The sequence below is a fragment of the Nitrosopumilus sp. K4 genome (assembly GCF_018128925.1).
Classification (GTDB): domain Archaea; phylum Thermoproteota; class Nitrososphaeria; order Nitrososphaerales; family Nitrosopumilaceae; genus HKST03.
In genome coordinates this window covers 1,510,339-1,536,252 of the sequence record NZ_CP067007.1, presented here as the reverse complement: position 1 = coordinate 1,536,252, position 25,914 = coordinate 1,510,339, and the positions used below count along the sequence as shown (strand labels likewise).

The window sequence follows — 25,914 nt, the reverse complement described above, 5'->3', positions numbered from 1 at the left end:
TATTCAACCATGAATAGTACAATGTGTCAAGAACCAGAATAATCCTCTTCTTTATTTTCATGGGTCTTTTTTCAGCAGCATATCAGATCGGTTCAATGTCTGAAGTATCTGATGAGGAAGCAAATACATTCATGGGTGAATTTGAAGAATTAGTAAAGGATATTGATGCTGTAGGAATCTTTGTACATAACACTACAATTTCATTGCCCATGTTTATTCCGGGATTTGGTGTTGCATGGGGTCTGTTTTCTGCATGGTCTACAGGATTTGCATTTTCTGCCATTGTTTCAATAACTCCTCAACTGGCTGAGATTCCTCCTCTTGCAATTCTATATCTCTCACCATTCGGATTAATGGAGCTTGTTGCCTACTCCATGGCAACATCAAGAAGTTTCATTTTGATTAGGGCAATAGGTAAAAAAACAAACTTGATTCCATTTATCAGACCTACTGGAATAGAGGTTGGAATAGTTATCGGATTGCTTCTAATTGGCGGATTTTTAGAAGATTATATGATTAAACTTGCTGGTGAGCAAGGTTTTGACATACTAGGATTCTAATTTTAGTAAACCCGTGGATTTGCCTAATCAGTCTAAAATAATTCAGTAGCAAATTATAAACCAAATTAACTGAAAAAACATACAGTGAAAGGACTTACAGTAGGATTAATTGTATTACTTACAATATCATTAGGATTTTCATTTTCAAATGTTTATGGACAGGTTGACCCAAACAACGCCTTGATTTTGGAAGGCTCTGGATTTGCAGTAACTGAAGAAATCATTAGAATCTCAGAAATTGATCTTGCGATATCCACACAACAACAAACTGGAAGTTCTATTAGATCTACCATAGAAGATGGATTCATTACACTAGATGACGAAGATTATCTTCCAACAGAACTAAAATCGACATTCCTGAGAGAAGGCAAGTATATCAGAATTAATGGAAACATTGAAAACGAATCAGGCAATGAAGCTTCAGTTAGATTTTTTGGAAGATTAGTTGAGGAAAGCACAACTGCATCTGTCTATTGGTTTACAGGAAGAATTACAGTAGGAGATGACTCTTACAAAATAATCTATGCTACAAAACTTTCTACTTTATCAAAAATTAAACCAACCCCAACAGAATCAACTACAAAAGAACAACTTACAATACAAATTATGAAAGGCGCATCATCTAAAGATCTTGGCACTAATTACATTGGACTTTCAGGTGCAGAAAGCTTGAGATATTTTTCACTAGATAGAATCTCAATAGAACCTGGAACATCAATTACAATCGTAAACAATGATGTTGTTTCTCATAGCATATTTAGTGGAAAGGAAAATTATGGAGATCGTCACAATCCATTCACAGCTGATGGACGAATAGCAACTGAAGACATCCAACCCGGAAAATCATTATCTATCACATTTGATGATGCCGGTTTTTACAGATTGTATGATCCTAATTACCCATGGATGAAAATTGTAGCATATGTTTTTCCAAACATTAACAATCTTGTAATAGGTCAGAGCCAGAATCTAGGCAATTAAAATATGTTAAAATATATTGGTTCTAGAAAATAAGATCATAAATGACTGAGGACATGTGTGATTTCTGCAAGGGTGTAGGGACAATCTCATCTAACATGTGCGTATACTGTAACGGTACTGGAGAATGGAACCAAGCTGCACAAGCATATGTAAAAAACCACATATGTCAGTGTATAGTGCTAGACAGAAAATTCTGTCCTGTATGCAACAAAGCATGTCATCATGACACATCATTAAATCCAAAACAAAGAATTGATCCTGGATATGGTGGAATGTCTTCTGAAATTTCCATTATTGTATAATTAACTTATTTAGTTTTTCCACTGCCACTTGTAATTCATGTAAGAATCCAAAACCGCTTGATCAAAAACCATAACAGACAAATCAGAAAATTTCCTTCCTTCTAACTCACTTACTTTGCCAACAAACCATGTCTCATTTTCAGTTGTTAGAGCCTCAAACACATGAACCTTCATATTTTTTGTATCAAATCCATTTTTTCTAAGGTATTCTGCAATCTCAGATGGCATAAAGTGTTTATCAGGTTGTTTTGGCCAAGGTCTTGGAACCAATATGACACTAAACCCATCAATTAACGCTTTTTGCAATTCTAGTTTTTTTTCTTCTATTGGAGTTGTAACATGCATAGTAATTACTTTGGATTTATCTAATGGGACTTTTGATTTTGCAGCAGCTACTTGAATAGAACTTATTCCTGGAACAATTTCTACATCACCAAAAATTTCAATTAATCTATCAACAACTTCAGATTCTGAAAAATTAACATCACCCGTAAATGGTATTACTAAGGTTCGATCTCCTAACTCTGGAAAAATTTGTTGGTATGATTCTTCTTGATTATTCATTGTAACTTCTACGACTTCCTTTCCTTGCAGCAAATGTTCAATTGTTTTGAGTGTATACTTGTATCCTATAACGACATGAGAATTTTGGACAATTTCTTTTACAATCTCAGTTACATATTTCGGTGATCCAGGTCCAACACCTACTGCATAGACTTTTCCCAATTTTACTCTACAAATTTCTGTCTGTCTTTAATATATTGCACAAAAGGAGCCCAATCAACCTTCATGTATTTTGTAGGCTCCTTGGCTGGATATTTCACCCAATCTTGAGCTATGGAGTATTGGAATTTTTCTTCCTTGCCGTTTTTATGATATTCTAATAACAAAACACTTCCCCATGGTTTTTCCTCATGATTTATGCTTGTAATATCATCAAATGAGATCTCAATATTTTTTTCATTTTCTAAATCTTCAATGAGATTTTTTTCATTATATCCGTCATGAATAATCATGGTATTTTTTGATTTGATAAAATTAACAACTTGTCTTTGGGTTATTGCCTGCCACCACTTTATTTTGGCTTCAGTTTTATGGATAAACATCAAATGCTTGTCTGTTAATACAAGCATTCCTTCTTTTCCCCCTATTGAAAAGAATTTTTTTGGTTCCCTCCACACAGAAACTAAATGTGCCTGAATTTTTTCATCAGGGTCCATATTTCATAACTATGATAACTTGTTAAAAACTAATACAATTGGCTTTTAAGTAAGCCATTTAGACAAAAAATATTGAAAACACTTTTAGTAATTTTCTCACTATCATTACTTTTCATCACTTTTAGTAACCACTCTTTTGCACAATCTGATGAACTTGTAGTATTACAGACAGAACTTGGAAACATCACAATTGAATTCTTTCCTGACGATGCCCCCAACCATGTCTCAAATTTCATTGAATTAGCTGATTCTGGATTTTATGATGGAACTTTATTTCATAGAATTATTCCAGGTTTTATGATACAAGGAGGAGATCCAAATACTATTTCAGGTGATGAGAGTACTTGGGGAACAGGAGGACCGGAGACCTCGGTCGATGCAGAATTTAATTCCATAAAACACAACAGAGGAATTGTTTCAATGGCACGAGCAGCTGATCCAAATAGTGCCGGCTCTCAATTTTTTATTGTTCATAAAAATTCCAATTTTCTTGATGGACAATATTCTGTATTTGGTAGAATTGTAACTCAAGAAAGTTTTGATACTCTTGATAAGATTGCCTCAGTTGAAACTAAATCACGTGATATTCCAGTTGATATTGAACAAGTTAGAATAACAAAAGCTGAAGTAGTAAATCGCTCTGAAGTATCTAATTTACTAGAACTAGGTAATCCAGAAAGAATCGAATCTTCTGGAGAAATGCCTACTGGAAATCAAATGTATCAAAGTGAGGGACTAGAGGTTACCTTTAGTGCTCCCCCTGGATGGTTATTACAAGAACCAGAAAAAGTTGATGAAAACACGCCTGATGTTGTTGCCGTTGGACCAAAAGTAGGTCCAATCAATCCAGTCATTTCATTAACAATTACTGACACAAATGGAAAAAGCTTGGATGAACTTATACTGGAAAAAGCAGAATTTCTTAAGGGCGCAACAGAATCTGGAAATCTTGAAATAATTTCACAAGAGAAATTTAAAATTAATGGAAAAGAATCGTATGTAACAAATGCCCAAGGTACATTTCAAAGTAATGGCGAATCATTTCAAGTAAAATTTAGAGAAATAATTATTTCAACACCAGAAAAATTCTACATCTTTGCATATAGTAATGGAATAGAAAATTTTGAGGATGAAATTTCAAGATTTGAAGAATCAGTCAATTCATTTTCAATTTTAGGTGAGGAAAACAATGATCAAACAAATGATGTTGAAATGACAAATGGAGATGAAGGCGGCGGATGTCTGATTGCAACTGCAACATACGGCTCTGAGATGGCACCACAGGTGCAGTTACTAAGAGAGATAAGAGACAGCAAAGTGATGAGCACAGAGTCAGGTGCGTCATTTATGGCAGGATTTAACCAGTTTTACTATTCATTCTCACCGTATGTGGCAGACTATGAAAGAGAAAACCCAGTATTCAAAGAGATGGTAAGGATCGGAATAACCCCGATGCTTTCAACACTATCAATAATGTCAATGGCAGATTCAGAGCAAGAGATTCTAGGATACGGCATTGCAGTAATCATGATGAATGTCGGAATGTATGTTGCAGCTCCGGCAATGATAGTTTACGGAATCAAAAAATAATTTACCAAACATCATCTACTTCATCAAGAACCTTGTATTCCTTTTCTGGTTCACGTCTCATGAATTTTAGTCTAGAAATATCTCTATCAAAAAAGATGTCTGCAGTCCAGTCTAAAAATACTCTAAATCGTTTATCCCATGTTGGAATTTTTGAAAGATACACATTTCTCCAAAGAAGCCATGCAAGCAAGCCATGAATATTCATTCCCAAAAATGATGCAATACCTGTTCGTTTACCAATAATTGCCATCTGACCCTTTGATTCATAGACAAACTTGGTTTTTTCCTCGTTTTTTATCAAAGCATACAGATTTTTTGCTGCAACCTTTGCCTGAGCCTCTGCTATTTGAGCAGTTGGAGCAAATGGTCTTTTTGTTTTTGGATCAAAAAATAAAGCACAATCCCCAATTGCAAAAACTCCTGGAAATTCTTTAACTTCCAAATTTTCATCAACAATAATTTTTCCTTTATCTGTTTTGAAAAGTGATCTTTTGATCGTATTTACGGGTGTAACACCTGCGGTCCAAATTACTGTCTTTGATTGAATAGAACTTATCACCGAATCATCTACGGCGTCTTTGTCAACATCTAATCTTTTGATCATTACCTCATCTCCATCAAAACTTGTTACTGCTGTTTGCAGTTTGATCTCTATTCCATGATTCGTTAATTTTTCTTGTGCAAATCTTGCCAGACTTTCACTGAAACCAGGAAGAATACTTGGTAAAGCTTCCAGTACAATTACACGAATGTCTTCTTTTTTGATATTGGGATAGTATTTTCTTACATCTAAAAGAAGATCTAATATTTCTCCTGCAGTTTCAATTCCTGCAAAACCGCCACCTACAACAACAAAAGTAAGAAGACTTTTTTTCAGAATCGGATTTGTCTCATTTTCAGCTTGTTCAAGCATATCTATCATTCTATTCCTAACTAGAACAGCATCGTTGAGAGTTTTCATTTGGTATGCATTCTTTTCAAGATCACTCATTCCAAAAAAGTTTGTTTCACTACCTAAAGCAACAACAAGAAAATCATAATGTAACGAAATTCCCCTCTTATTTCCTGTTCCCCATAAATTTACAATCTTACCATACGGATCAATGTTTTTGACTCTACCTTCATAAAACTTGGATCTAATTATTGTTCTAATTGGCATTACAATATGTCGTGTTTCAATCATTCCAGATGCCACTTGAGGAAGCATTGGGGTAAATAGCAGAAAGTTATCTTCGCTAACTAAAACTATCTCAATCTCTGACTCATTCTTGAAATATTCCTCTAATTTCCTTGTACATTCAAGTCCTGCAAAACCGCCTCCTAAAACAACGATTTTTTTCTTACTTCGAGCCATTTATCAATATCCTCAAAATTACTGAATATATCCTATGAGTTCATTTCTTAAAATAATGATAAAATAATAAAATTATCTAGCCTTGGCAATATCAGAATGTAATATTGCATATGCTCTGGAAGCATCATCACCACGAAGAATGATGGTAATACTATCCTGACTGAAAAATGCATTTACCAACTCGATTCCATTTGCATGCAAAACCTCAGCAACATACGAAACTACATCAGATTGATTTTGATGTGGTGGAATAGAAATTCTGATTTTTGCAAGTCCTGTGTTGAAAAACTCGTCTGGATTAGGAACATTTTCAAAAATTTGTCTAATATCGTCAATATCTTCAGTAAGGAATCTAAATGAATCAGATAATCTAAAGAATTCGTAATTGTTAGTAATTTTTGAGAATTTATCTAATATAGCCATTGGATCCATGCTTGGGTCATTTAATGAAAATTTGATATCCATAATACCATCTGTCAAAGCCAATCTGGCATTTTTCAGAACAGATTCATCCTTTACTTCGTCTTTTATCTCAAAGGAATCTGCATATCTCTTAATTGCAACAACAATTGTGTTTAGATTAACAGGATTTCCCAAAACTTTTTCCACCTCTGGTTGGATCTTTACTGCTAATGCTGTATAGTTGATCAAATCCATTTTCATACAATCATAAATTGAACGATTTCTTGTGATAATCTCCCTTACCGCCTCAGGAACAGAAACGTTTGAAAGTCTCATTAAATATTATTATATAATGTCAGTTATAATAGGATTTTGTAAGATATTGACATAATCTCAATAATCTTTATATAATGTAATACACATTACATAGCATAGGTGTATATGACAATGTTCTTTGATGATGAATTTGATAGGATCTTCAAGAGAATGTCACAGTCTTTTTTCAATGTAGATGACATTTTTGAGGAATCCAAAGGAAAGGATTCTGCTGGACCATTTTATTATGGTTATACAATGACTGTTGGTCCAGATGGAAAACCTGTAGTAAAGGAGTATGGAAATGTAAAACCAGGATTACTCCCAACAGCTGAAACAAGGGAACCAATTGTAGATACAATTGTTGATGAAAAAGAAAAACTGGTAAAACTTGTAGCTGAAATGCCTGGAGTAGAAAAAACCGATGTAAAAATTGTTGTACAAGACAAAATTGTAGATCTTTCTGCAGAGCACGGTGAAAAGAAATACCATGCAAAAATTCCTTTGAAATACAAAGTTGATGAGAATTCTGCAAAAGCTTCTTACAAAAATGGAATTCTTGAACTAGTATTCAAACTAGTTGAGGATGAAAAGCCAAAAGGCAAAACGGTGGAGGTAGAATAACCCCCCAATTATTTATGGTGAAAAAATGAGCGAAATTACTTTAAAAATCGATGAAATTCCAAAACAACATGTTGGAAAAGGTCGAGCAATAATTGATCCAAAGATTCTAGAGGACACTAAGTGGAATACTGGACAAATTCTAGAATTAACCTATAATAAAAAAACTCATGTGAAACTTTGGCCAGGTTCACCAGAGGAATATGGAACTGGTATTATTAGAATAGATGGAATAACTAGACAGAATATTGGTGCAGGTATTGGAGATAAAATTACAATAAAAGCTGTTGAAGCAGTAATTGCCGAACAAATAGTTTTGTCCCCGACTGAAAAAATTGCAGCTGAAGGATTACAAGAATACATGATCTACAATTATCTTAATCATGTTTTTACAACTGGAGATACCATTGCACTAAATACCCAAATGGGAGGTAGGGTTCAATTTATTGTAACTAGCACAAAACCTGCCAAACCAGTAATTGTAACAGAACAAACAATTTTCAAACTAGGTAATATGACTAAAGCTGTTGATGCAACTGTACCACGAATTACTTATGATGAACTAGGTGGTTTGAAAAACGAAGTTCAAAAAATTAGAGAAATGGTTGAACTTCCAATGCGTCATCCAGAATTGTTTGAAAAAATTGGTGTGGAAGCTCCAAAAGGCGTTTTATTATACGGCCCTCCAGGAACTGGTAAGACATTACTAGCAAAAGCAGTAGCAGGCGAAACTAATGCACATTTTATCTCTCTTAGTGGTCCTGAGATTATGGGCAAGTATTATGGAGAAAGTGAGGAAAGAATTCGTGAAATATTCAATCAGGCTGAAGAAAATTCTCCAAGCATAATATTCATTGATGAAATAGATTCTATTGCCCCAAAAAGGGATGAAGTTTCAGGAGAGGTTGAAAAGAGAATTGTGTCTCAATTATTGACATTAATGGATGGAATGAAAAGTAGAGGAAAGGTTGTAGTTATTGCTGCTACAAACAGACCAGACTCTATAGATCCTGCGCTAAGAAGGCCTGGAAGATTTGACAGAGAAATTGAAATTGGAATTCCAGATGAGGAAGGAAGAAGTGAAATTCTTTCAATTCATACAAGAGGAATGCCAATTGATGAGAAAGTAGATCTTAAACAAATCTCAAAAACAACTCATGGATTTGTAGGAGCTGACTTAGAAGTATTATCAAAAGAAGCTGCAATGAGATCTTTGAGAAGAATTCTTCCTGAAATCGATCTAGATGAAGATAAAATCTCAACAGAAATTCTACAGAAAATCCAAATCACTAATGAAGACTTTAGAGATGCACTAAAAGAAGTTAGACCTAGTGCATTAAGAGAAGTTCAAGTTCAAGTTCCAAATGTTAGCTGGGACGATGTTGGAGGTTTGGATGATCTTAAAGAAGAATTACGTGAAGCAATAGAATGGCCAGTTAAACACAAAGAAGCATTTGAGTATGTTGATGTAGAATCTCCAAAAGGCGTTTTATTATACGGCCCTCCAGGAACTGGTAAGACATTGATTGCAAAGGCCCTAGCAAAAATGACTGATTCTAATTTTATTAGTGTCAAAGGCCCTGAATTACTTTCAAAATGGGTTGGTGAATCAGAAAAAGGTGTTAGAGAGATCTTTAGAAAAGCACGACAAGCTGCACCATGTATAATCTTCTTTGATGAAATAGACGCTCTTGTTCCAAGAAGAAGTGGTAGTGACTCATCACATGTTTCTGAAAATGTTGTTTCGCAAATTCTTACAGAAATTGACGGACTAGAAGAACTTCACAATGTCTTGATTGTTGGTGCAACAAACAGACTAGATATTGTAGATGAGGCTTTGTTAAGGCCTGGAAGATTTGACAGAATTATTGAAGTTCCAAAACCAGATGAAAAAGGTCGTGAACATATCTTCAAGATTCACTCAAAAAAGAAACCACTAGCAGAGGATGTTGATCTTGCAAAAATTGTTGAATTGACAAAAGGTTTTAGTGGTGCTGAAATAGCCGCAGTAGCTAATAGGGCAGCTGTTGCCGCATTAAAGAGATATGTTGATGGAAAATCTGAAAATGTCAAAGACATCAAGATTTCTCAACAAGATATTCTTGATGCTATAGACAAAATCAAGCCTAGAGACAAAGAAGTTCCCATGACTCACTCTATAAAATAGTCTAAATACTAAGGATGATGAGAAAAAACATGAAGCTCTATCTAGACTTTGACCCATGCCAAGAATGCAATACGATGATGGCAGAGCTAAGCAGTCCTGAAATGTTGTTTGCAGATGAAAAAACCAGAGCAGATGAATCTGCAAAATTTCTTAGACATCTGACATACAATCACAACGAAGTAGTTCAAGCTGTGATGGAAGACCTTCCAAAACAAAAAAGAGATCAAGAACCTGATTTCTACAAATAACTTCTCATATTTTGTTTAAATCATTTTTAACAATCAATAATCATATTCTTATAGAAAAAACTTGTCTCACTAATGGAGCATGGAAAAATGAATAAGATACTATTTTTGTCACTTCTATTTTTTGGATTATTTGGTACTCAAACTACAATTGCACAAGAAGAACCAGAACCACCAGAAATTCCAGAACCTTCACCAGAACCCGAACCAATTCGACTGCCAGAACCCGAACCAGTACCAGAACCTTTTCCAGGCGAAACAAAATCTGAAAAAATTCAAAGACTCACAGAAGAAAACAACAAACTAAAGAATCAAAACTCAAAACTACAAGATCAAATAGTGGATTTGCAAAAACAGAAATCAAATCTTGAAATAGAAATTCATACACTAAAGGATCAAATTCAAAAACTACAAGAAATCACGATGGAACAAATTAGAGTCATTATGGATCTAGTAAACAAACTTAGAGAAGTGGTTTTTGAATCACCACTAACCTCTTTGAATAGATTTTAACTTTCTAAAAAATTGTTTAATGATTTAGAATTAACATTCAAATAATTATCTAAAGATCACTATTTTCATCTAAAATTTTCAAAGTTTTTTTGATTAAAACGGCTCTATTCCTAATTGTTACATCGCTGACCCCTGATTCTACTGAAAACTTCTTCTGACTAATTTTTTCACCATTCATTATACATGCAATGTATAAGGATGCAGCAGCCTGAGCGACTGGATGTTTGCCTGCAGTAATCATTTCTTTTTCACATCTCTGAAGAATCTTAAATGCGTCACGTTTTGTTTTCTCCTTTAGATTCATGTTGTTCGAAATTTTTGAAATAAAAGATGTGGTATCATATTGATTCAAACTTAATCCTAATTTTTTGATAATGGTTCTCAAATCTCTTGACAATATTCGTCTCTCTACATTTCCTGCTTTTGCAATATCATCCAAAGTTCTAGGAATATTGTTTTCTCTACATGAAGCATATAATGCAGCTGAAACCAATGAAGCCATAGTTCGTCCTCTAGTTAGTCTTGCAGAAACTACTTTTCTGTAAATATATGCAGCATTTTCAACTACGTTATCTGAAACTCCAAGTTTTGTTTTCATACCGTGTAATAAAGTAAATGCTTTGCTTAATGTTGCAGTTTTCCTTGATTTACTTCGCTGATCCCAAGTTCTGAGTCTATTAAATTCAAATTTTGTTTTACTTGATAATGCATTTCCTGAAGAATCTTTATTTGTGCCAATTACTGTTGACAAACCCTTGTCATGCATAGTCAAAGAAGTTGCAGGACCAGTTCTAGCTAATTTCATAAATTCTTCTTGACTGTAACCGTTGTTTTCATGTGAAGCATCTGCTATGTTTTGTATCAATACCAACCCGCATCCCCCACAAAACATTTCTCCTCTTTCAGAATCTGTAATGACAGGGTAGGTTTTGCAAGTATCAAGATGACACTTGACATCATAATCACTAGAATAATTTACTACCACTACTAACTTAGTATGGTGTTTATCAGATAAAAGCAAATTGTTGTAGGTAATTTTGTAATCAAAATGCAATTTTATAAACAGAAAATTCCTTAAAAATTTAGAACTTTTCTAAATTATGTACCACTTACTTTGTATTAAATGTTAAAAACAAAAAACAACTGAAAAGAATTAATCTTTTTTAATTGATTCTAATGAATGGCCACGATTCATAATCATCTGAGTAATTGCCTCAGTTGTATAATCAATTCCATGTTCATCTTCAAAATGTTTTCTTAACTGTTCAAGTAATCCAACACTTTTCTCTCCCTCTAGAACAAAATTGCACTCAAAACCGTAGTCTTCACATCGGAGTTTTATGGTCATCTAGTCTCAAAAAAATAACAAACCTATAAAAATCATAAGAAAAAAATCACAGTTGGCTATGACATTAGCCTTGGTATTGTATACCTAAACCGTGTTTAACTACACTGATAATGTCTACCAACAAAAAAAGGATGAAGGTAGACAATGAAAGGTTTAGAATTTGTGTTTTTGGCAGGAGGTTCTGTATTTGGAGCTTTTATTAGATACAAAATTACTGAATCGCCACTTTTGTTTAATACACTCCCACTAAATGTCTTAATTGTAAATGTGATTGGAGCATTTATTCTTGGAATGTTTGTAGTATTTTCAAATCAATGGAACCTTGATAGTAGATATTCGCTTTTTGCAGCCGTTGGATTTTGTGGCTCACTTACAACAATGTCTTCTTTTGCATTAGATTCTAGCAATCTAATAGACAATCATCATTATCTAACTATGGGATTGAATGTTTTAGCAAATGTGGGGTTATCAATTGGTACATTAATTGGAGGAAAAACTTTGATGAATGCTATAATTAATTGATGATCAGTTGTATGGACTATATTGTTTGTATACTTTGATAATTGATTCGTGAAACATTTTTTGAATATCTTCATCAGTTGAGACTGCAAGTTGATTTACAAGATCTGTTGCAGTTACCATTCCAATCACTTGATCATTTTCAATAACAGGTAGTTTTCTTACTCCTCTAGTATACATTAAATCAGAAATCATCCATACAGACTCATCTGGTCCAATAGTAATTAGAGGAGAAGACATTATTTGTTTTACAGAAGTTGAAATTTGGTATGCATGAGCAGCGACTTTGACAGCAAAGTCTCTATCAGTAACAATTCCGACAGGAGTGTTATTTTCCATAACTATTACTGAACCAACTTTTGCATCTTCCATCATTTTAGCCGCTTCATTAACAGTAGCTGTGGAATCAACTGCAATAACTGATTTTGTCATAATGTCTTTGACCGTAATCCCTTTTGCATCTTCGCTCATTTTCAATTATTTTTGATAATTTCCTTATATTATGGTCTTTGTATAATCTCATGCCTGAAAATCAAAAACGATAATCCAATAGAAACATCTTAAATTTGATTAAATACCCAATTAATTATGAATGTTAAGAAAATCCTAGTTCCACTTGATGGTTCTAAGAACTCTATGAGAGGATTGGATGAAGCAATTTATCTTGCAAGACAATGTCATGCAACAATTACAGGATTGTATGTAGTTCCCTTATCAAAACCAAAAACAGATTCCCAGATATCCTATATCGAAAAGTATCTTTTACAAAATGCAGACAAATACATGTCAAAAGCAAAGACAAAATGTGCAAAAAACGGAATTGTGTTTTTAGATGATATAGTTTATGGAGACGAAGGACCAAAAATTATTAGTTATGCAACTAACAAAAAATTTGACATCATAGTTATTGGTTCAAGAGGTATGAGTTCAATTAAAGAGGCATTTCTAGGAAGTACATCAAATTATGTTTTACATAAATCAAAAATTCCTGTTTTGATTGTAAAATAATGTAAAATTTAATTTTATGCAAGGAAATAGGGATCCACTTTATTAAAACAAATTTCAAGGGATATTATGGCACATACTTTTGTTAAAGACATTATGATCAGCGATCTAGCCTCACTAGATCTATCTACTACAATAAAAGATGCGGCAAAAATAATGGATGAAAAAAATATTGGTTGTGTTATTGTAACAAAAAACAACCTTCCAGTTGGAATTTTAACAGAACGGGATTTTGTAAAACGAATTACATCAAAAGAAATTCCCCTTTCATCAACTTTAGAAAAAGTGATATCTTCACCACTAATTGATATTGGACCAGATGAAACGGTTTGGGAAGCAGCACAAATAATGAAAACAAAGAACATTCACAAATTGCCAGTAAGGAAAGATGATAAAATAATTGGAATTGTAACAACTACTGATCTAGTTAAAATTTGTAGCGTAGGTTCTGATTCTGAAATGAGAAGGATCTGTGATCAAATATTGACACGAATGGAAAAAAACATGTGATTTTAAATGGTGTATTCATATCAAGTGATTAAATTTCAAACAATTACGTTTGTTCAGGGCACACATTGGTCTCAATCGATTGGTGAAAAAGGAATTTTATACAAATCTCTGAAAGATCCTTTTTCAAAACTTATTGTACAATCAAATAATTCCAAAAAACTATTTCATGTTCCAAAAGATAGAACAGTTCTAGTTGATCATGGTACTGTTCATTTCTTAGGTGAATTGGCTTGATTTTACCTAATTAATAATACAGGACAGCTTGCATATTCAGAAACTCTTCTACTAACACTACCTAAAGTTTTGAATTTGCCAATTCCATGCAAACCTTGACTACCAATTACTATTAATGAAATTTTTTTCTTTTTTGAAAAATTTAGTATCTCACTTGCAATATTTCCTCTTCCTATGCTATAGGAGGCTGTAATTCCTTTGTCTTCACATTTTTTTAGAGCCGTTTTCAACATTTTCTCAGCTTCTATGTTGACAGTTTTTTCCCATTTTTTTGCAGATTCTTTTTCAGATTTTGTTCTGGTTAATCCTAACATTCCAGGTGGCGAAATATAATCTACATTAATTACTGAATACAAAAATATCTCTGAATCTAAATTATGAGCTAATTCTATTGCTCTTGACAATGCCTTTGAAGAATATTTTGAACCATCGTATGGAACAAGTATTTTTGTAAGCATTTTTGAAAACATCTTTTCACCTATTTTATGACTAATACCGGAATCTTTGATTTATGAACTATGGCGTTTGCAACACTACCCAAAAACACTTCCTTTAATCCACTTTGCCCTCTTGAGCCAATAACTATGATGTCAAATTTTTTGTTTTTAGATAGATCTTCAATCTCACCAATTGGACTGCCAAACATAATTTTTGATCTGAAGACAATTCCTTTCTTTGCACAATTTGTCTTTGCATTACTCATGAATTTTTTAGCTGATTTTGATAGGTGAATTTGATACGGCATTATTGCATCAGCAAAATTTCTAGGATAAATAGGAATCACATACAATCCTGTAATTGTTGCATGACATTGTCTTGCAAGATAAATTGCTTCATCCAATCCTCTCATAGAGTTCTTAGAACCATCAAGTGGAACTAGGATTTTCTTAATTTTTTTCCTAATCATTTCTTTTTATTCTCACTTTTTACGATTTAATACCAAATTAAGATTATCATTTCTAATAATAGATCATAACAATTTCAAAAATTTTATGCCTAAAAAGAGCTTTTTCTGAAAAAAATCAAAATTTTATTCGAAGAGTTTAGTTAAATATCCATCATCAATAACCCTCTTATGAAAAAATCACTCTACTTGAGTATTCTCGTTCCGCTTGATGGATCAAAATTTTCAGAAAAAGCTCTTTTACATGCATGTGAAATGGCAAAAAATTATCAATCTCGATTAATTTTGTTATATGTAGTTGAAAAATCATTACCAATCAATTTGTTGGATAGAAAGGAATATCTTGATATTTTGAGAAAATTTGGAAAAAAAGTTTTGATTAATGCAAAAAATACTACAACAAAACGCGGTGTTGATTCAAAAATAGTAATGAAAGAAGGAAATATCACTGATGAAATTGTTAAGCTTGCAAAAAAAGAACAATGTAACTTGATTGTTGTTGGTTCAAAAGGGTTGGGCGCTACAGCAAGATTCTTTTTAGGAAGTGTTTCAAATAAACTTGCAAATAATTCTCCTTGTTCTATCCTTATTGTAAAGTAAGTTAAGCTTCAGCAATTGCTTTTACAATGTCTGATTTTGTAATAATTCCTACAAGTTTAGATTTTTTAACTACAGGAATTCCACTGATATTATTTCTAATCATTAGCAACACAGCTACTCCAACATCCTCGTCAGCATCAACTGTAATTGGATTGGAAGACATTATGTCAACTGCTTTGAAATGTAACAGATGACTCATTTGATTAACGTTAAAGTCGGCCATGCCTTTCATTTTGTATTGTTGAACTTCTTTAGGATCTGCTGATTCTGCAATCCAATGAGGTAATTTTGCTGGTACAAAGTCTCTGAATGTAATTATGCCTACAGGAATCCTATTTCTCTGAACAACAATTCTTGCAATTCTATTGTGAATTAACAAACTTTCAACATACAATAATGAATCACCAGGCATTGCTGTAATTACATTTCTAGTCATAATTTTAGAAATTTTTAGTGGACTTACCGCATGTGTTAGAAAAATTGAAGCAAGGTCAGTTTTTGTCACCAATCCCTCCAAAACACCATTTTTACCAAGAACAATAATTGAGCTGATATGATTTTTCTTCATCTTTTTTGCGCAGTCATAAATCGTATCCGTTTTCTTTACAGTGATAAGATTCTTCGACATAAATCCCGATACTTTTACAGATTTGATTGGCTTATCGCCTAATGCATAGATTGTTTTTGCAATATCTTTTTCTGTTAAAATTCCAACTGGTTTATTTTTAGTATCTATAACAACAAGACGCTTTAGATTATGTCGTAGTAGGACTTCTCTTGCCTCAAGTAAACTAGAATCAGGTTTGACAGTTATGGTTCGTTTAATGATAATTTGATTTAGATCAGCATTTTTTAATTTCAATACAAACCATTAATTTTATTCGTTAAATATATCCATTCAAATATCATTAATGAATATCAATCCTGAAAATCTAGGTTTTCTTTTAATTTAAAAATAAGAGGAATCTCAAAGAAGTAGAGAAAAATGATTACAGATACAATTTATGAACATCTTAAAGATATTCAGTCACAAAAGGTAAAACCCCTTATTTCTAAGGCCACCTTAATTGAGCCATCAGAAACTCTATCAAGTGTAATTGGTAAATTAACAAAGAATAACGCTTATGATGCATTTTATTTAAATGGAAAAACTACACTATCCACAAATGTTAGAACATTACTTAATGCAAAAAGCATTACAACTATGAAAGTGGATCCATTTCTTTACCCAATTCCATTTGTTACACCAAACAATTCCATTCAAAAAGCAGCAAACATCATAGCACATTATAGAATTCGTGAAGTACCAGTTGTTCAAAAAAACAAAATTGTTGGGGTAGTTACCGCTAAAAAAATTCTAAAATTACTCTCAAAAAAAGACAACAAATGGATTAAAGCTAATTTAATTTATACTCAAAACCCAATCATAGTCTCCTCTGACGAATCACTTAGCAGCGCTAGAAAAATAATGACTTCAAAAAAACTGGATCACTTACCAGTGATGAACAAAGGCCAAGTCAAACAAGTTCTTACTTCCTCACATCTTCTTGATTCTATTATTCCACAAGAAAAACAAGGAAGAAAATCAATGGGAAGCAGAACGATTCACAAATTAGAATCAAGAATAGGAAACATTGGAAGTACACGAATCCCCCAATGTACACCAAATGATGATCTTAACAAAATTATAAAATTAATGCAAAAAACAGATACAACATGCTGTCTTGTTAATTTATGGGATAATCTACAAGGGATTATCACATTAAGAGATATTCTTGGATTGCTTGCATCAAAAATTGAAACTCCAATTCCGTTGTATATTGTTGGACTACCCGAAGATCAAAAGAATGTAAGTCTAATCAGTAAAAAATTTATGAATACGCTGAAAAGATTACAAAAAGTCTATTCAGAAATTCAAGAAGCCCGTGTTTCAATTAAACAACAAAGAACCGGAGGTAAAAAAGAAGGAAAATACGAAGTATCAATTATGATTATAACTCCTCATCATGCTCCAATGATTTACAATTCAGTTGGATTTGATTTAAGCGAAGTCCTAGAGGAGTTAAGCCAAAAATTACTAAAAACATTGTCTAAACGTGCTAAACAACGTTCAAAGACAAGTATTAGAAAGATTGGACTTCCAGAATTCTAATGACATTAAACAAATCAATTAAAGAAAATATCCTGTTGGTAGGCTTTCCAAGCAATGGTCTTGTTGGCACATTTTCAATATCTTATTTAATCCATTATTTAGGGATGAAGCAAATTGGGGAGATTGATCTACCTGATTTACCACCTACATTGTTTGTTGAAAATGGAGAAATTCTTTCTCCAATCAGAATTTATAAAAAAGATAACATCTTTGTGATAATTTCTGATCTCCCCTTTGATCCTTATCATGCAAATAATTTTTCAGAATCAGTTTTACAATATTGCAAAAATAATGATATAAAAAAAATCATCATTGTCAGTGGAATGGAAACCATTAATCGAGAACCAAAAACTCCAAAAATATATGGTTTAGCAACACATCAACCACTTGAAGAATTGTTATATAAAAATGAGATTCCAAAATTTCTTGCAGGCTCAATTTTTGGTACTGACGCTGCAATAATCACTGTTTTTAGAAAATCAAAAACTCCAGCATTAATTCTGTATGCAGAATGCCATCCTTTCTTTCCCGATCCTGAAGCATCGATCTTAGCAATTACAACACTTGCAAAAGTTCTGAATGTTAAAGTAGATACAACTGACATCAAAAAGAAAATGGAAAGACTTCGAATACAACATAGAAATCTAATGGAAGAGACCATTCGTGCATTACAACAACAGCAGCAGGACAAACAAACTGGAAGAGCTCCACAAATTTACAGGTGATTAAATGAAAGATTATGCTGATAACCAATTTGAAATAAGAATAATTCAACCATCACTTAGTTCATTATTTAGCGATGATATTGATAGCCAAATTTTATCACCATTATCATGTCTACGCGAGTTTGGAACCTACTGGTTATTAGAATTCGATCTTCCTTTAGTAAATAAAAAAGATATCAAAGTAACATTTGATCAAAATACAATTGGTGTTGAGGCAAAACTAAAGGAAACATACTATGAAGAAAAACTAGGTGTGAAAACACAATTTCAATATTTTAAGAAAACAATCTCATTGCCAGGAAATATCAATAAAAATAAAACTACTGCAAAATTTGAAAATGGAATTTTAAGAATTATTATTCCTAAGAAGATTTCTGGTCAAAAGATCAAAATCAATTAGGTAAAGAATTGATCTATCTGATCTCTGTATTTTAGAGAAATTTTTCCAAATTCTGTAAAATCATCAGCAGTTGGATATTTCATTCGCATTGCATATTGATTTACAAAAACAGAAAGTGCACTGCCAATAATTAGATTGTATACTCCATCAGCTAAATTTTTTGAATACGGAAATGCAACTCTAATGAAAGGAAGATAAGTTTCTGTTTGTGAAATCATCAATTTGATATGTTTTTCAACATAATCTTGGACATCAACAGGTATTGCCATTAGACTTTAGACAATCTATTTTCTTATAAATAGACGTTTTATTTTCAGGCATGATTTTCAAAACAGTGCTTTCAAAATTGAAAATACTACTCATTTTTTTTATAGTTAATTTTTACATCATAAATCATGACAACAAAAAAGCCTGTAAAAAAACAATCTAAGATAGAACCATCATGGACATCAAATTGGCTAGATATTGACAAATCAATTGATAACTTGAGACGAGAAATGGAAAAAGCATTTTCATCATTTCCATCAATTTCAATGCCAAAAATGCCACATTCATCTTGTGATGTGATTGATGAAGGAAAACAATTTCGCGTAAAGATGGATGTTCCGGGAATAAAGAAAAATGAAATCAATCTTAATGTGACTGATAACTCTCTGGAAATTTCTGCAGAACATAAAGAAGAGTCTGAAGAAAAGAAAAAGAACTATCTTAGAAAAGAAAGGAGCCATGTGTCGTATTATAGAACACTTCCTTTGTCTGAAAAAGTTGTTTCAGGCAAGGTAAAGGCAAAACTTTCAGATGGTGTCTTAGACATTACTTTGCCAAAATCAAAACCAACGAAGACACAAAAGAAAAAATCCGTATCGATACAATAATCTTCTTTCTTTTTTATCTAACTACTTGCTCGAGATACTTTTCTTTTCCTTTTCTACTTCGTGGTAGACATCTAAGCTGCCTATTACAACATGGACATGTTATTCCATCGTATTCTACAAAAACTTCACAATAATTACACCGTTTTTGTCCTGCTGCATACCTGCCAATTTGTGTTGGTTTTGTTGCTTTGTATTTCTTACACTCTCCAATACAATATGTCATACTTGTCCTCCCTTTCTTGATTGATCACAAAATTGATTAGAAAACATTGGGAGTGATTCATTTTAACCACGTCCCATTGCTGCGTATTTGCCAGATCTTCCTCTAATGAAGAATGCTGCGGCAATACCACCAAAGACTGCACCTGCAATAATTGAGGCACCAACTACACCACTTGCATCAAGATAAGGTGTACCTGAACCAGATGCTGGGTTTGCTTCTGCTGCTTCAATTCTTCTTCTTTGAATCTCAAGTGCTTCTTCTAAGGTGTAAGCTCCGGTTTGTCCTTCTTGGCCGACATTACCCATGTATTGTGCATAAGCAATATCCATCAAAGATGGCACTAGCATGCTGCTGAGTGCGGCAATTCCGAATAAAACTAAAATCTTTCCATTCATTAAGTCATATTATGACCTTTGAAAAAATAAAACCTTTGATTGCAATGCACTCAGTTTTGCTTTTTTCATCTCAAGTATTCAGCTAGGCTAATAAATAAGCAAATTTTTTAAATTTTCTATGAAGAAAATTGAGGCTATCATTAAAAGATCAAACTATCCAAATATTGCAAATCAACTAGCAAGTATGGGTTATTCAATTATTGATAAACGAAATCTTGAAGACAGCAAAATTTTTGATAAACAATCTGCATCAAAGGTTGGTTCATCTGGCCTCAAAACAATTCCTCTTTCAAAAATTGAACTTGTAGTGTCTGATAAGGATGCAAGACAAGTAATTAATTTGATATCAAAAAAATCAGGCTTTGCTAATGTTCAAGGAGGCAAAATTTTCATCTCTGAAATGGAAGAGGTTGTAGACATGGAAACATTAGAAGTACAACATGATGTTGAAACTGATGACTTCAAACTCCCACCAAAACCAAAAATTAAAAGAAGTAGACTAGTCCCACTTCAGAAATTTACTCTTATCAAACTAGAAAAGATCTATGATGAAAATGAAGAAAAACTACAAACTGAATATAGAATAAAATCATTTAGCGATTTTGTAAATCATTGTATCATGGGTTACCTTCCAACAATTGAAAAGCAACTCAAACATGAAACAATTGTCTATGGAAATAATTTTGGGGAATTTTAGCTAGATTACTTCTTCGCCTTCAGTTCCAGTTGCAATGTCAACTGCTCTTAAGATTGGTGAGACGAAAATCTTTCCAACAGTTCCTTTCTCTTTGATAATGTTGATTACTTCTTCTTCTTTATTTTCAGGAATTATAGCTACAATTACATATTTCTGGCTGAATTGAGGCTGAAATATTGCACTACCTTTAGAAGCATGGATTTCAGGAGGTGGTTTCTTTCCACGACCTCTAACTTTGGTTACTGTTAGACCGCCTATCTGAATTTTCTTTAGTGCTTCACTAATCTCCATTACGTCGTTGTTTCCTAGTAAAGCTTCAATTCTTAGCATTTGAAAGGTTTCTGGGGTTTTTACAAATAACAGTTTCATTTTTCGATTATCACATGATAATCAAATTCCTATCAAATTTCGTTATTATTATTAGGTTTTAGAAACTCAAATTTTACAATGGCCATAGATACTGGTGATACAGCGTGGATGCTGGTAGCAGGAAGTTTAGTACTGTTAATGATCCCTGCACTAGGACTCTTTGAATCTGGCCTCCTAAGAAAAAAGAATGCAGTATCAGTTTTCATGCAGATCTTCTTTGGATTAGCACTACTTAGTGTAATGTGGTTCGTTTTTGGATTTAGTTTATCATTTGGACCTGATGAGACAGGTGGTTTAATGGGTAACATGGATTGGGTATTCCTCAAAGGTGTTCCATGGGATGAGTCCCTTGATTATGCACCAACTATTCCTGGTGTCTTATTTGTGAAGTTCCAGTTAATGTTTGCAGCAATTACTCCATTGCTACTGACAGGTACAATTGCTGAGAGAATGAAGTTCAGCTCATTTATCATATTTATCGCGTCTTGGTCTATCCTCATCTATTATCCACTAGTACACTGGGTATGGGGAGGCGGCTGGTTAGCAGAACTTGGCGTTGTAGACTTTGCTGGCGGTATCGTAATTCACACAAGTGTCGGTATGGGCGCTCTTGCAGCTGCCATAGTGCTTGGAAGAAGAAGGTTCTTTGGACCAGCAATTGAAATTCCACACAGTATTCCACTTGCTGTAGTAGGTTCATCATTACTATGGTTGGGATGGTTCGGATTTAACGCAGGAAGCGCATTAGCATCTGGATCATTGGCAGGAAACACTGTAATTGTAACTCACATGGCATCATCAGTTTCAGCTTTAATTTGGGTAGGACTATCTTGGATGAGAACAGGCAAACCTTCAGTAGTTGCGGCAGTTAACGGCGCAATTGCAGGACTTGCAGGAATTACACCAGCATCCGGATTCGTTAGTGTAGAACACTCATTTGTAATTGGTATCGCAATTGGTATCGCATCATATTCAACAATTGTAATCTTCAAGGAGAAACTAAAGATTGATGATGCACTAGATGTCAGCTCCGTCCACGGAACTGCAGGTATTATTGGTGCACTTGCAATTGGTATCTTTGCAAGTTCTGCAGTAAACCCTGCAGGACCTGATGGATTACTATATGGTAATCCAGATCAATTAGGAATTCAAGCAATTGGTGTTGCAGTTGCAGCAGCATTAGGATTTGGAGGAACCTTCATCATCATGAAGGTATTGGACTTCTTGATAGGAGTAAGGGTATCTCCAGAAGTGGAAGATGCTGGACTCGATATCAGCGAACATGCAGAAAGGGCGTATGCTGATGAAGAAGAATTCAAACTAGAAATGGATGAATACGTAGAAGGGTTAGAAGAAAAAGGCGAATTCTTCTTTAATAAAAAATAGTTTTTCTATTTTCCTTTTAAATTAAAATCATGTTCCTAATATCATATATACCATAAATTGAAGTGATCCTCAGTGAAGTCAACACCAACTAACAGACAAGCCCATCCTCCAAAAAAAGAAAAAACTCGTAGCATTACCTATAGGCTTCCTGCTAAAGTCGTTGAAGAACTTGAGACTGAAGCAATGCACAAAAACATATCACAAAATGTTTTGGTAAAACAAATTCTTGAAAAATATGTAAACTGGGATCGTTTTGGAGATAAAATTGGAATGATTCCTGTTCCAAAGGGGATTCTGGATTCTTTAGGAGAAGAGATGGATGGAGATGATATCAGTGAGATTATCAAGGCAGTATTGCCGCTGATTAAAGATACCGTTCTTTTCATGAAGGGCAAATATGATCTTAAACGCTGTATTGAAACACTTGAAGACTATATTCGTGCATCTGGTATGAAGTCAGATCACAGAACTGAAGGTGATCTGCACCATTTTATCATTCAACATGAGCTTGGCATGAATTGGTCCTTCTTTACAGAACAATTACTTAAAGAAATATTTCATCAATTTGAACCAGACAAAAATCTCAAATTTCAAACTACCAAAAGCACAATCATTGCAACCATTGCACTGGGATCAGATTTTAGCGAACACGACTACTAGAACTTATGTATATCCCTGACACAAGCTTGGCATAGTTTTTCATCTTTTTCAACATCAAAGTTACAATTCTGACAAACGCTACACTGACAAATTTCTACAGATTCATTTGTCTGATTCAATATTGTGGTATTTCTTGTAAATTCTAATTAAAACAGAGCACTCATATCAAATCTGAGAATGTAATTGCACTGCAATCTTACTTTTTATTTTTTGAAATATATAGGAAATTTTAGAGATGAAAAAACCAGAAATTCAAATTGAATTTATAACACTAAATGGGGTTTTGGGTAATGACTGAACTAGAAAGAAAAGTATTTGGAAAAATTACAACCAAAGAAATCATTGGAGCAGAACCACCAGCAATACCTGACACTAAAAACATGCTTGAAAGCGAACTTCAAACGTTGCTTTCACAACTTGAATCACAAAGCAAAGAAGACTTGAAAAAATTGCTAGCAGTACAACAAGAGTCAGAAAAACTAGTAAACAGCAGACCAGGCGCTATGGCCTTGGCACAAGATAAAATCCAAATGTATACTGAATACAGTCAAAAATACATTCAGTCAATTAATCAGAAACTTGAGTCCTAGACACTAGTTTTTGTCTTTGTTTTTCGCTTTGCTTTTTTCTTTTTTGGCATAGTTTTTTTCCTAATTAGAAGTGTGATTATAGAGCCTGCAGGAATTCCAATTATTGTTCCAAGTGATACATATGGTGCAATGAAAAAGTCACCAATCCAAATCCCTCCATCTGTTGTCAATTCCATAAATGTTCGTGGTCTTAGGACTAGTGACACTGTCTTTGATTCTGTATTTTCTTCTCCCTGATCATCAGTATATTCTACAATAATTTCAAATGGTAACTTGTATTCAGTGTTCACTTCCTCAGTTGGAGTGATTATTCTTGATGTAATTCCAACTGGAGTGTTTTTTTCAATTGTAGAAAATGTATGCATTGTCTCACCTCTAAATTCAATGTCTTTAGGTGGAATTACTTTGATTGTAACATCTGATATGTTTATGTCCTCAGATACTAACTCCACTTCAATTGGAAATTCTGCATTTGCAAAAATTGACTCTGGTGTCTTTGTGTAAATTGTCACATTTGGTTTTTCCTTGATTACTATTGGAATTGCAATATCTTGAAAAATCGGATCTTGAGGATTTTCATTATTTGCAACCAGTACCTGTGAGTATTTTACATTAAGAAAATTTGTTCCAGGATTTGCATTTTCTGGAATTTCAAAATCAATGTTGGCCCCAAAGGATCCACCTTGAGATAATTTTTCAATTATTATGCTATCTGATGCCGCAGGTATCATGGAATTATCTTGACTAGAAAACACAAATGAAATGTCCTGTTTATCTTCCCATCCTTTGTTTTCTACAAGTACAGAAATTGTCACACTTCTTCCAATGACTGCCTCACTTGGATACTCTATCTTAACATCCATGCTTCCTTCCATGGTTTGGGCTTTGGTATCACCATACACACTTGGCACAAGTGCAATTAACACCATAAACAGGAGAGGTGTGATCTTGAGCATTTTCATGGTTTTTTCCTGAGGTATTATCCATATTATGACTATTCTGTGTTTTTGTCAGGCTCAAATTTAGTCAAAATTTAGGAAAAAAGTTGATGATTCATAAATACCAAAGAACTCAAAACCCTAGAATCGTAAGATGGTAAGTCAATCTAAAAACCCAAAAGAATTGTGTCCTAGATGCGCTCAGGGTAAGCTGGTCACTGACAATGAATCAGGAGAAATGTTTTGCTCCAAATGTGGCTTTGTAATTACTGAGAAACTACAGGAATCTGGACCTGAATGGAGATCCTTTACACAAGACGAACACGGTGACAGAGCAAGAGCAGGCGCACCAACATCGCTGACCATGCATGATATGGGACTTGCAACAATCATCAATCCAATCAACAAGGATGCTTCAGGCCGTCCATTAACTGCATCAATGAAAAGCACAATTGAAAGACTAAGAACTTGGGATAGTAGAAGTCAAGTTCATGAACCTGTTGATAGAAATTTTAGACAGGCATTTAGTGAATTAAACAGACTAAAAGACAAACTAGCAATCTCTGATGCTGTAATTGAAAAAGCAGCTTACATCTACAGAAAAGCACTTGACAAAGGTCTTGTTAGAGGACGTTCCATTTCAGCACTAATGGCCTCAGCACTTTATGCTGCATGTCGTGATACTGAAACTCCACGTAATCTAAAAGATGTAGAGCAAGCAGCTAACATCAAGAGAAAAGACATTGCAAGATGTTACAGACTGCTAGTCAAAGAACTAGACTTGAGAATGCCAGTAACTGATTCAATTCAATGTGTCGCAAGAATTGCAAGCAGAATTGGAATTGCAGAAAAGACAAAAAGATATGCAGTCAAAGTGCTCAAACAAGCACAAGAAAACGAAGTTTCAGCAGGAAAAGATCCTATGGGATTGGCTGCAGCAGCACTGTACTTGTCATGTGTCAAAAACGGTGAGGACAAGACTCAGCGTGATATTGCCGAAGCTGCAAACGTTACTGAAGTAACTATCAGAAATAGATACAAGGGTCTCAAAGACTCGCTAGATCTATAATCTTTTTTCCCTTTAATTTTCTATATTTTTACATAAAATAAATTC

General features: G+C 33.7%; 37 protein-coding genes and 1 riboswitch. Of the genes, 22 read left to right on the top strand and 15 right to left on the bottom strand.

Annotated features, from left to right (window positions below; genetic code table 11):
* Positions 1-59: 59 nt before the first annotated feature.
* The 3 genes from NsoK4_RS09295 (at position 60) to NsoK4_RS09285 (ending at position 1,843) form a co-directional block, all read left to right on the top strand.
* Complete coding sequence (locus NsoK4_RS09295; RefSeq protein ID WP_249111196.1) at positions 60-560, top strand: stage II sporulation protein M; 501 nt, start codon at positions 60-62, stop codon at positions 558-560.
* Between the two features lie 84 nt (positions 561-644).
* Positions 645-1,541 (top strand): plastocyanin/azurin family copper-binding protein, encoded by an 897-nt coding sequence (locus NsoK4_RS09290; protein ID WP_211687258.1) that lies wholly within the window; start codon positions 645-647, stop codon positions 1,539-1,541.
* Positions 1,542-1,582: 41 nt separating this feature from the next.
* A complete protein-coding gene (locus NsoK4_RS09285) occupies positions 1,583-1,843 on the top strand; it encodes a hypothetical protein (RefSeq protein WP_211687257.1) in 261 nt (86 codons plus the stop codon).
* Positions 1,844-1,852: 9 nt separating this feature from the next.
* Here NsoK4_RS09285 and cbiE read toward each other — a convergent pair whose 3' ends face one another.
* Together cbiE and NsoK4_RS09275 are read right to left on the bottom strand one after the other, a co-directional pair.
* Complete coding sequence (cbiE, locus tag NsoK4_RS09280) at positions 1,853-2,569, bottom strand: precorrin-6y C5,15-methyltransferase (decarboxylating) subunit CbiE (protein WP_211687256.1); 717 nt, start codon at positions 2,567-2,569, stop codon at positions 1,853-1,855.
* Positions 2,570-2,571: 2 nt separating this feature from the next.
* Positions 2,572-3,063, bottom strand: coding sequence for a hypothetical protein (locus NsoK4_RS09275; RefSeq protein ID WP_211687255.1), 492 nt, complete (start codon positions 3,061-3,063; stop codon positions 2,572-2,574).
* Positions 3,064-3,135: 72 nt separating this feature from the next.
* Between NsoK4_RS09275 and NsoK4_RS09270 the strand changes: the two genes are divergently transcribed.
* Positions 3,136-4,653, top strand: a complete 1,518-nt coding sequence (locus NsoK4_RS09270) for a peptidylprolyl isomerase (protein WP_211687254.1) — start codon at positions 3,136-3,138, stop codon at positions 4,651-4,653.
* A 1-nt stretch (position 4,654) separates the two neighbouring features.
* On the opposite strand, the gene NsoK4_RS09265 is transcribed toward NsoK4_RS09270, so the two are convergent.
* Both NsoK4_RS09265 and NsoK4_RS09260 read right to left on the bottom strand, forming a co-directional pair.
* The gene (locus NsoK4_RS09265) at positions 4,655-6,007 is read right to left on the bottom strand and encodes an NAD(P)/FAD-dependent oxidoreductase (protein WP_211687253.1); all 1,353 of its coding nucleotides are present in this window, start codon (positions 6,005-6,007) and stop codon (positions 4,655-4,657) included.
* A gap of 72 nt (positions 6,008-6,079) precedes the next feature.
* A complete protein-coding gene (locus NsoK4_RS09260; protein ID WP_211687252.1) occupies positions 6,080-6,745 on the bottom strand; it encodes an ACT domain-containing protein in 666 nt (221 codons plus the stop codon).
* Positions 6,746-6,850: 105 nt separating this feature from the next.
* Here NsoK4_RS09260 and hsp20 point away from each other — a divergent pair, with 105 nt between their 5' ends.
* The 4 genes from hsp20 to NsoK4_RS09240 all read left to right on the top strand — a co-directional run bounded on the left by hsp20 (position 6,851) and on the right by NsoK4_RS09240 (position 10,270).
* A complete protein-coding gene (gene hsp20 / locus NsoK4_RS09255) occupies positions 6,851-7,348 on the top strand; it encodes an archaeal heat shock protein Hsp20 (protein ID WP_211689041.1) in 498 nt (165 codons plus the stop codon).
* 25 nt (positions 7,349-7,373) lie between these two features.
* Positions 7,374-9,512: a CDC48 family AAA ATPase gene (locus tag NsoK4_RS09250; RefSeq protein ID WP_211687251.1), complete on the top strand. Its 2,139-nt coding sequence runs from the start codon at positions 7,374-7,376 to the stop codon at positions 9,510-9,512.
* A 29-nt stretch (positions 9,513-9,541) separates the two neighbouring features.
* Positions 9,542-9,760 carry a hypothetical protein gene (locus NsoK4_RS09245; RefSeq protein ID WP_211687250.1) on the top strand — a complete coding sequence of 73 codons (219 nt, stop codon included), beginning with the start codon at positions 9,542-9,544 and terminating at the stop codon, positions 9,758-9,760.
* A gap of 87 nt (positions 9,761-9,847) precedes the next feature.
* Entirely contained in the window at positions 9,848-10,270 is a 423-nt protein-coding gene (locus tag NsoK4_RS09240) for a hypothetical protein (RefSeq protein ID WP_249111053.1), read from the top strand.
* 49 nt (positions 10,271-10,319) lie between these two features.
* On the opposite strand, the gene NsoK4_RS09235 is transcribed toward NsoK4_RS09240, so the two are convergent.
* On the bottom strand, positions 10,320-11,255 hold the full coding sequence (locus NsoK4_RS09235) for a transcription initiation factor IIB family protein (protein ID WP_211687248.1): 936 nt from the start codon (positions 11,253-11,255) through the stop codon (positions 10,320-10,322).
* A 168-nt stretch (positions 11,256-11,423) separates the two neighbouring features.
* On the bottom strand, positions 11,424-11,618 hold the full coding sequence (locus NsoK4_RS09230) for a DUF1059 domain-containing protein (protein ID WP_211687247.1): 195 nt from the start codon (positions 11,616-11,618) through the stop codon (positions 11,424-11,426).
* Positions 11,619-11,663: 45 nt separating this feature from the next.
* Positions 11,664-11,742, top strand: a riboswitch (Fluoride riboswitch).
* Positions 11,743-11,762: 20 nt separating this feature from the next.
* On the opposite strand from NsoK4_RS09230, the gene NsoK4_RS09225 reads away from it, so the two are divergent.
* Positions 11,763-12,140: a CrcB family protein gene (locus tag NsoK4_RS09225; RefSeq protein WP_211687246.1), complete on the top strand. Its 378-nt coding sequence runs from the start codon at positions 11,763-11,765 to the stop codon at positions 12,138-12,140.
* Between the two features lie 3 nt (positions 12,141-12,143).
* On the opposite strand, the gene NsoK4_RS09220 is transcribed toward NsoK4_RS09225, so the two are convergent.
* On the bottom strand, positions 12,144-12,608 hold the full coding sequence (locus NsoK4_RS09220) for a CBS domain-containing protein (protein WP_211687245.1): 465 nt from the start codon (positions 12,606-12,608) through the stop codon (positions 12,144-12,146).
* A 117-nt stretch (positions 12,609-12,725) separates the two neighbouring features.
* Here NsoK4_RS09220 and NsoK4_RS09215 point away from each other — a divergent pair, with 117 nt between their 5' ends.
* From NsoK4_RS09215 to NsoK4_RS09205, 3 genes are all read left to right on the top strand, one after another.
* Positions 12,726-13,145, top strand: coding sequence for a universal stress protein (locus NsoK4_RS09215; protein WP_211687244.1), 420 nt, complete (start codon positions 12,726-12,728; stop codon positions 13,143-13,145).
* Between the two features lie 66 nt (positions 13,146-13,211).
* A complete protein-coding gene (locus tag NsoK4_RS09210) occupies positions 13,212-13,652 on the top strand; it encodes a cyclic nucleotide-binding/CBS domain-containing protein (protein WP_211687243.1) in 441 nt (146 codons plus the stop codon).
* Between the two features lie 6 nt (positions 13,653-13,658).
* The gene (locus NsoK4_RS09205) at positions 13,659-13,886 is read left to right on the top strand and encodes a hypothetical protein (RefSeq protein WP_211687242.1); all 228 of its coding nucleotides are present in this window, start codon (positions 13,659-13,661) and stop codon (positions 13,884-13,886) included.
* 2 nt (positions 13,887-13,888) lie between these two features.
* Here NsoK4_RS09205 and NsoK4_RS09200 read toward each other — a convergent pair whose 3' ends face one another.
* Both NsoK4_RS09200 and NsoK4_RS09195 read right to left on the bottom strand, forming a co-directional pair.
* The gene (locus tag NsoK4_RS09200) at positions 13,889-14,356 is read right to left on the bottom strand and encodes a universal stress protein (protein WP_211687241.1); all 468 of its coding nucleotides are present in this window, start codon (positions 14,354-14,356) and stop codon (positions 13,889-13,891) included.
* 8 nt (positions 14,357-14,364) lie between these two features.
* Positions 14,365-14,793, bottom strand: a complete 429-nt coding sequence (locus tag NsoK4_RS09195) for a universal stress protein (protein ID WP_211687240.1) — start codon at positions 14,791-14,793, stop codon at positions 14,365-14,367.
* A gap of 168 nt (positions 14,794-14,961) precedes the next feature.
* Between NsoK4_RS09195 and NsoK4_RS09190 the strand changes: the two genes are divergently transcribed.
* On the top strand, positions 14,962-15,390 hold the full coding sequence (locus tag NsoK4_RS09190; RefSeq protein ID WP_211687239.1) for a universal stress protein: 429 nt from the start codon (positions 14,962-14,964) through the stop codon (positions 15,388-15,390).
* A 1-nt stretch (position 15,391) separates the two neighbouring features.
* Here the strand turns inward: NsoK4_RS09190 and NsoK4_RS09185 are convergent, their stop codons facing one another.
* The gene (locus NsoK4_RS09185) at positions 15,392-16,252 is read right to left on the bottom strand and encodes a CBS domain-containing protein (RefSeq protein WP_211687238.1); all 861 of its coding nucleotides are present in this window, start codon (positions 16,250-16,252) and stop codon (positions 15,392-15,394) included.
* A 123-nt stretch (positions 16,253-16,375) separates the two neighbouring features.
* Here NsoK4_RS09185 and NsoK4_RS09180 point away from each other — a divergent pair, with 123 nt between their 5' ends.
* From NsoK4_RS09180 to NsoK4_RS09170, 3 genes are read left to right on the top strand one after another with little or no spacing between them, the layout of a single operon-like run.
* Complete coding sequence (locus NsoK4_RS09180) at positions 16,376-17,542, top strand: CBS domain-containing protein (RefSeq protein WP_211687237.1); 1,167 nt, start codon at positions 16,376-16,378, stop codon at positions 17,540-17,542.
* Positions 17,542-18,267: a proteasome assembly chaperone family protein gene (locus NsoK4_RS09175; protein WP_211687236.1), complete on the top strand. Its 726-nt coding sequence runs from the start codon at positions 17,542-17,544 to the stop codon at positions 18,265-18,267. Before NsoK4_RS09180 ends, NsoK4_RS09175 begins: the two co-directional genes overlap by 1 nt.
* A gap of 4 nt (positions 18,268-18,271) precedes the next feature.
* Positions 18,272-18,667 (top strand): Hsp20/alpha crystallin family protein, encoded by a 396-nt coding sequence (locus NsoK4_RS09170; protein ID WP_211687235.1) that lies wholly within the window; start codon positions 18,272-18,274, stop codon positions 18,665-18,667.
* Here the strand turns inward: NsoK4_RS09170 and NsoK4_RS09165 are convergent.
* Positions 18,664-18,936, bottom strand: a complete 273-nt coding sequence (locus NsoK4_RS09165; RefSeq protein ID WP_211687234.1) for a hypothetical protein — start codon at positions 18,934-18,936, stop codon at positions 18,664-18,666. The two genes, NsoK4_RS09170 and NsoK4_RS09165, sit on opposite strands and share 4 nt — an antisense overlap.
* 126 nt (positions 18,937-19,062) lie before the next feature.
* On the opposite strand from NsoK4_RS09165, the gene NsoK4_RS09160 reads away from it, so the two are divergent.
* On the top strand, positions 19,063-19,542 hold the full coding sequence (locus NsoK4_RS09160; protein WP_211687233.1) for an Hsp20/alpha crystallin family protein: 480 nt from the start codon (positions 19,063-19,065) through the stop codon (positions 19,540-19,542).
* A gap of 13 nt (positions 19,543-19,555) precedes the next feature.
* Here the strand turns inward: NsoK4_RS09160 and NsoK4_RS09155 are convergent, their stop codons facing one another.
* Both NsoK4_RS09155 and NsoK4_RS09150 read right to left on the bottom strand, forming a co-directional pair.
* Positions 19,556-19,765, bottom strand: coding sequence for a hypothetical protein (locus NsoK4_RS09155; RefSeq protein ID WP_211687232.1), 210 nt, complete (start codon positions 19,763-19,765; stop codon positions 19,556-19,558).
* A 62-nt stretch (positions 19,766-19,827) separates the two neighbouring features.
* On the bottom strand, positions 19,828-20,160 hold the full coding sequence (locus tag NsoK4_RS09150) for a hypothetical protein (RefSeq protein ID WP_211687231.1): 333 nt from the start codon (positions 20,158-20,160) through the stop codon (positions 19,828-19,830).
* A 118-nt stretch (positions 20,161-20,278) separates the two neighbouring features.
* Here NsoK4_RS09150 and NsoK4_RS09145 point away from each other — a divergent pair, with 118 nt between their 5' ends.
* A complete protein-coding gene (locus tag NsoK4_RS09145) occupies positions 20,279-20,857 on the top strand; it encodes a P-II family nitrogen regulator (protein WP_211687230.1) in 579 nt (192 codons plus the stop codon).
* Here NsoK4_RS09145 and NsoK4_RS09140 read toward each other — a convergent pair whose 3' ends face one another.
* Positions 20,858-21,187 (bottom strand): P-II family nitrogen regulator, encoded by a 330-nt coding sequence (locus NsoK4_RS09140; RefSeq protein WP_211689039.1) that lies wholly within the window; start codon positions 21,185-21,187, stop codon positions 20,858-20,860. It abuts the gene before it with no gap.
* A gap of 117 nt (positions 21,188-21,304) precedes the next feature.
* On the opposite strand from NsoK4_RS09140, the gene NsoK4_RS09135 reads away from it, so the two are divergent.
* The 3 genes from NsoK4_RS09135 to NsoK4_RS09125 all read left to right on the top strand — a co-directional run bounded on the left by NsoK4_RS09135 (position 21,305) and on the right by NsoK4_RS09125 (position 23,862).
* Positions 21,305-22,612, top strand: coding sequence for an ammonium transporter (locus NsoK4_RS09135; protein ID WP_211687229.1), 1,308 nt, complete (start codon positions 21,305-21,307; stop codon positions 22,610-22,612).
* Between the two features lie 72 nt (positions 22,613-22,684).
* The gene (locus tag NsoK4_RS09130; RefSeq protein WP_211687228.1) at positions 22,685-23,272 is read left to right on the top strand and encodes a hypothetical protein; all 588 of its coding nucleotides are present in this window, start codon (positions 22,685-22,687) and stop codon (positions 23,270-23,272) included.
* Positions 23,273-23,562: 290 nt separating this feature from the next.
* A complete protein-coding gene (locus NsoK4_RS09125; RefSeq protein WP_211687227.1) occupies positions 23,563-23,862 on the top strand; it encodes a hypothetical protein in 300 nt (99 codons plus the stop codon).
* Here NsoK4_RS09125 and NsoK4_RS09120 read toward each other — a convergent pair.
* The gene (locus tag NsoK4_RS09120; protein WP_211687226.1) at positions 23,859-24,824 is read right to left on the bottom strand and encodes a hypothetical protein; all 966 of its coding nucleotides are present in this window, start codon (positions 24,822-24,824) and stop codon (positions 23,859-23,861) included. The genes NsoK4_RS09125 and NsoK4_RS09120 overlap by 4 nt on opposite strands.
* 130 nt (positions 24,825-24,954) lie before the next feature.
* Here NsoK4_RS09120 and NsoK4_RS09115 point away from each other — a divergent pair, with 130 nt between their 5' ends.
* On the top strand, positions 24,955-25,869 hold the full coding sequence (locus NsoK4_RS09115; protein ID WP_211687225.1) for a transcription initiation factor IIB family protein: 915 nt from the start codon (positions 24,955-24,957) through the stop codon (positions 25,867-25,869).
* The last annotated feature ends 45 nt before the right edge of the window (positions 25,870-25,914 follow it).

Coding starts and splice junctions, on each gene's coding strand:
- NsoK4_RS09295 (WP_249111196.1), top strand. CDS start 60: ATGGGTCTTTTTTCAGCAGCATATCAGATCGGTTCAATGTCTGAAGTA.
- NsoK4_RS09285 (WP_211687257.1), top strand. CDS start 1,583: ATGACTGAGGACATGTGTGATTTCTGCAAGGGTGTAGGGACAATCTCA.
- NsoK4_RS09275 (WP_211687255.1), bottom strand. CDS start 3,063: ATGGACCCTGATGAAAAAATTCAGGCACATTTAGTTTCTGTGTGGAGG.
- NsoK4_RS09265 (WP_211687253.1), bottom strand. CDS start 6,007: ATGGCTCGAAGTAAGAAAAAAATCGTTGTTTTAGGAGGCGGTTTTGCA.
- NsoK4_RS09260 (WP_211687252.1), bottom strand. CDS start 6,745: ATGAGACTTTCAAACGTTTCTGTTCCTGAGGCGGTAAGGGAGATTATC.
- hsp20 (WP_211689041.1), top strand. CDS start 6,851: ATGACAATGTTCTTTGATGATGAATTTGATAGGATCTTCAAGAGAATG.
- NsoK4_RS09250 (WP_211687251.1), top strand. CDS start 7,374: ATGAGCGAAATTACTTTAAAAATCGATGAAATTCCAAAACAACATGTT.
- NsoK4_RS09245 (WP_211687250.1), top strand. CDS start 9,542: ATGAAGCTCTATCTAGACTTTGACCCATGCCAAGAATGCAATACGATG.
- NsoK4_RS09240 (WP_249111053.1), top strand. CDS start 9,848: ATGAATAAGATACTATTTTTGTCACTTCTATTTTTTGGATTATTTGGT.
- NsoK4_RS09230 (WP_211687247.1), bottom strand. CDS start 11,618: ATGACCATAAAACTCCGATGTGAAGACTACGGTTTTGAGTGCAATTTT.
- NsoK4_RS09225 (WP_211687246.1), top strand. CDS start 11,763: ATGAAAGGTTTAGAATTTGTGTTTTTGGCAGGAGGTTCTGTATTTGGA.
- NsoK4_RS09220 (WP_211687245.1), bottom strand. CDS start 12,608: ATGAGCGAAGATGCAAAAGGGATTACGGTCAAAGACATTATGACAAAA.
- NsoK4_RS09215 (WP_211687244.1), top strand. CDS start 12,726: ATGAATGTTAAGAAAATCCTAGTTCCACTTGATGGTTCTAAGAACTCT.
- NsoK4_RS09210 (WP_211687243.1), top strand. CDS start 13,212: ATGGCACATACTTTTGTTAAAGACATTATGATCAGCGATCTAGCCTCA.
- NsoK4_RS09205 (WP_211687242.1), top strand. CDS start 13,659: ATGGTGTATTCATATCAAGTGATTAAATTTCAAACAATTACGTTTGTT.
- NsoK4_RS09200 (WP_211687241.1), bottom strand. CDS start 14,356: ATGTTTTCAAAAATGCTTACAAAAATACTTGTTCCATACGATGGTTCA.
- NsoK4_RS09195 (WP_211687240.1), bottom strand. CDS start 14,793: ATGATTAGGAAAAAAATTAAGAAAATCCTAGTTCCACTTGATGGTTCT.
- NsoK4_RS09190 (WP_211687239.1), top strand. CDS start 14,962: ATGAAAAAATCACTCTACTTGAGTATTCTCGTTCCGCTTGATGGATCA.
- NsoK4_RS09180 (WP_211687237.1), top strand. CDS start 16,376: ATGATTACAGATACAATTTATGAACATCTTAAAGATATTCAGTCACAA.
- NsoK4_RS09175 (WP_211687236.1), top strand. CDS start 17,542: ATGACATTAAACAAATCAATTAAAGAAAATATCCTGTTGGTAGGCTTT.
- NsoK4_RS09170 (WP_211687235.1), top strand. CDS start 18,272: ATGAAAGATTATGCTGATAACCAATTTGAAATAAGAATAATTCAACCA.
- NsoK4_RS09165 (WP_211687234.1), bottom strand. CDS start 18,936: ATGGCAATACCTGTTGATGTCCAAGATTATGTTGAAAAACATATCAAA.
- NsoK4_RS09160 (WP_211687233.1), top strand. CDS start 19,063: ATGACAACAAAAAAGCCTGTAAAAAAACAATCTAAGATAGAACCATCA.
- NsoK4_RS09155 (WP_211687232.1), bottom strand. CDS start 19,765: ATGACATATTGTATTGGAGAGTGTAAGAAATACAAAGCAACAAAACCA.
- NsoK4_RS09150 (WP_211687231.1), bottom strand. CDS start 20,160: ATGAATGGAAAGATTTTAGTTTTATTCGGAATTGCCGCACTCAGCAGC.
- NsoK4_RS09145 (WP_211687230.1), top strand. CDS start 20,279: ATGAAGAAAATTGAGGCTATCATTAAAAGATCAAACTATCCAAATATT.
- NsoK4_RS09140 (WP_211689039.1), bottom strand. CDS start 21,187: ATGCTAAGAATTGAAGCTTTACTAGGAAACAACGACGTAATGGAGATT.
- NsoK4_RS09135 (WP_211687229.1), top strand. CDS start 21,305: ATGGCCATAGATACTGGTGATACAGCGTGGATGCTGGTAGCAGGAAGT.
- NsoK4_RS09125 (WP_211687227.1), top strand. CDS start 23,563: ATGACTGAACTAGAAAGAAAAGTATTTGGAAAAATTACAACCAAAGAA.
- NsoK4_RS09120 (WP_211687226.1), bottom strand. CDS start 24,824: ATGAAAATGCTCAAGATCACACCTCTCCTGTTTATGGTGTTAATTGCA.
- NsoK4_RS09115 (WP_211687225.1), top strand. CDS start 24,955: ATGGTAAGTCAATCTAAAAACCCAAAAGAATTGTGTCCTAGATGCGCT.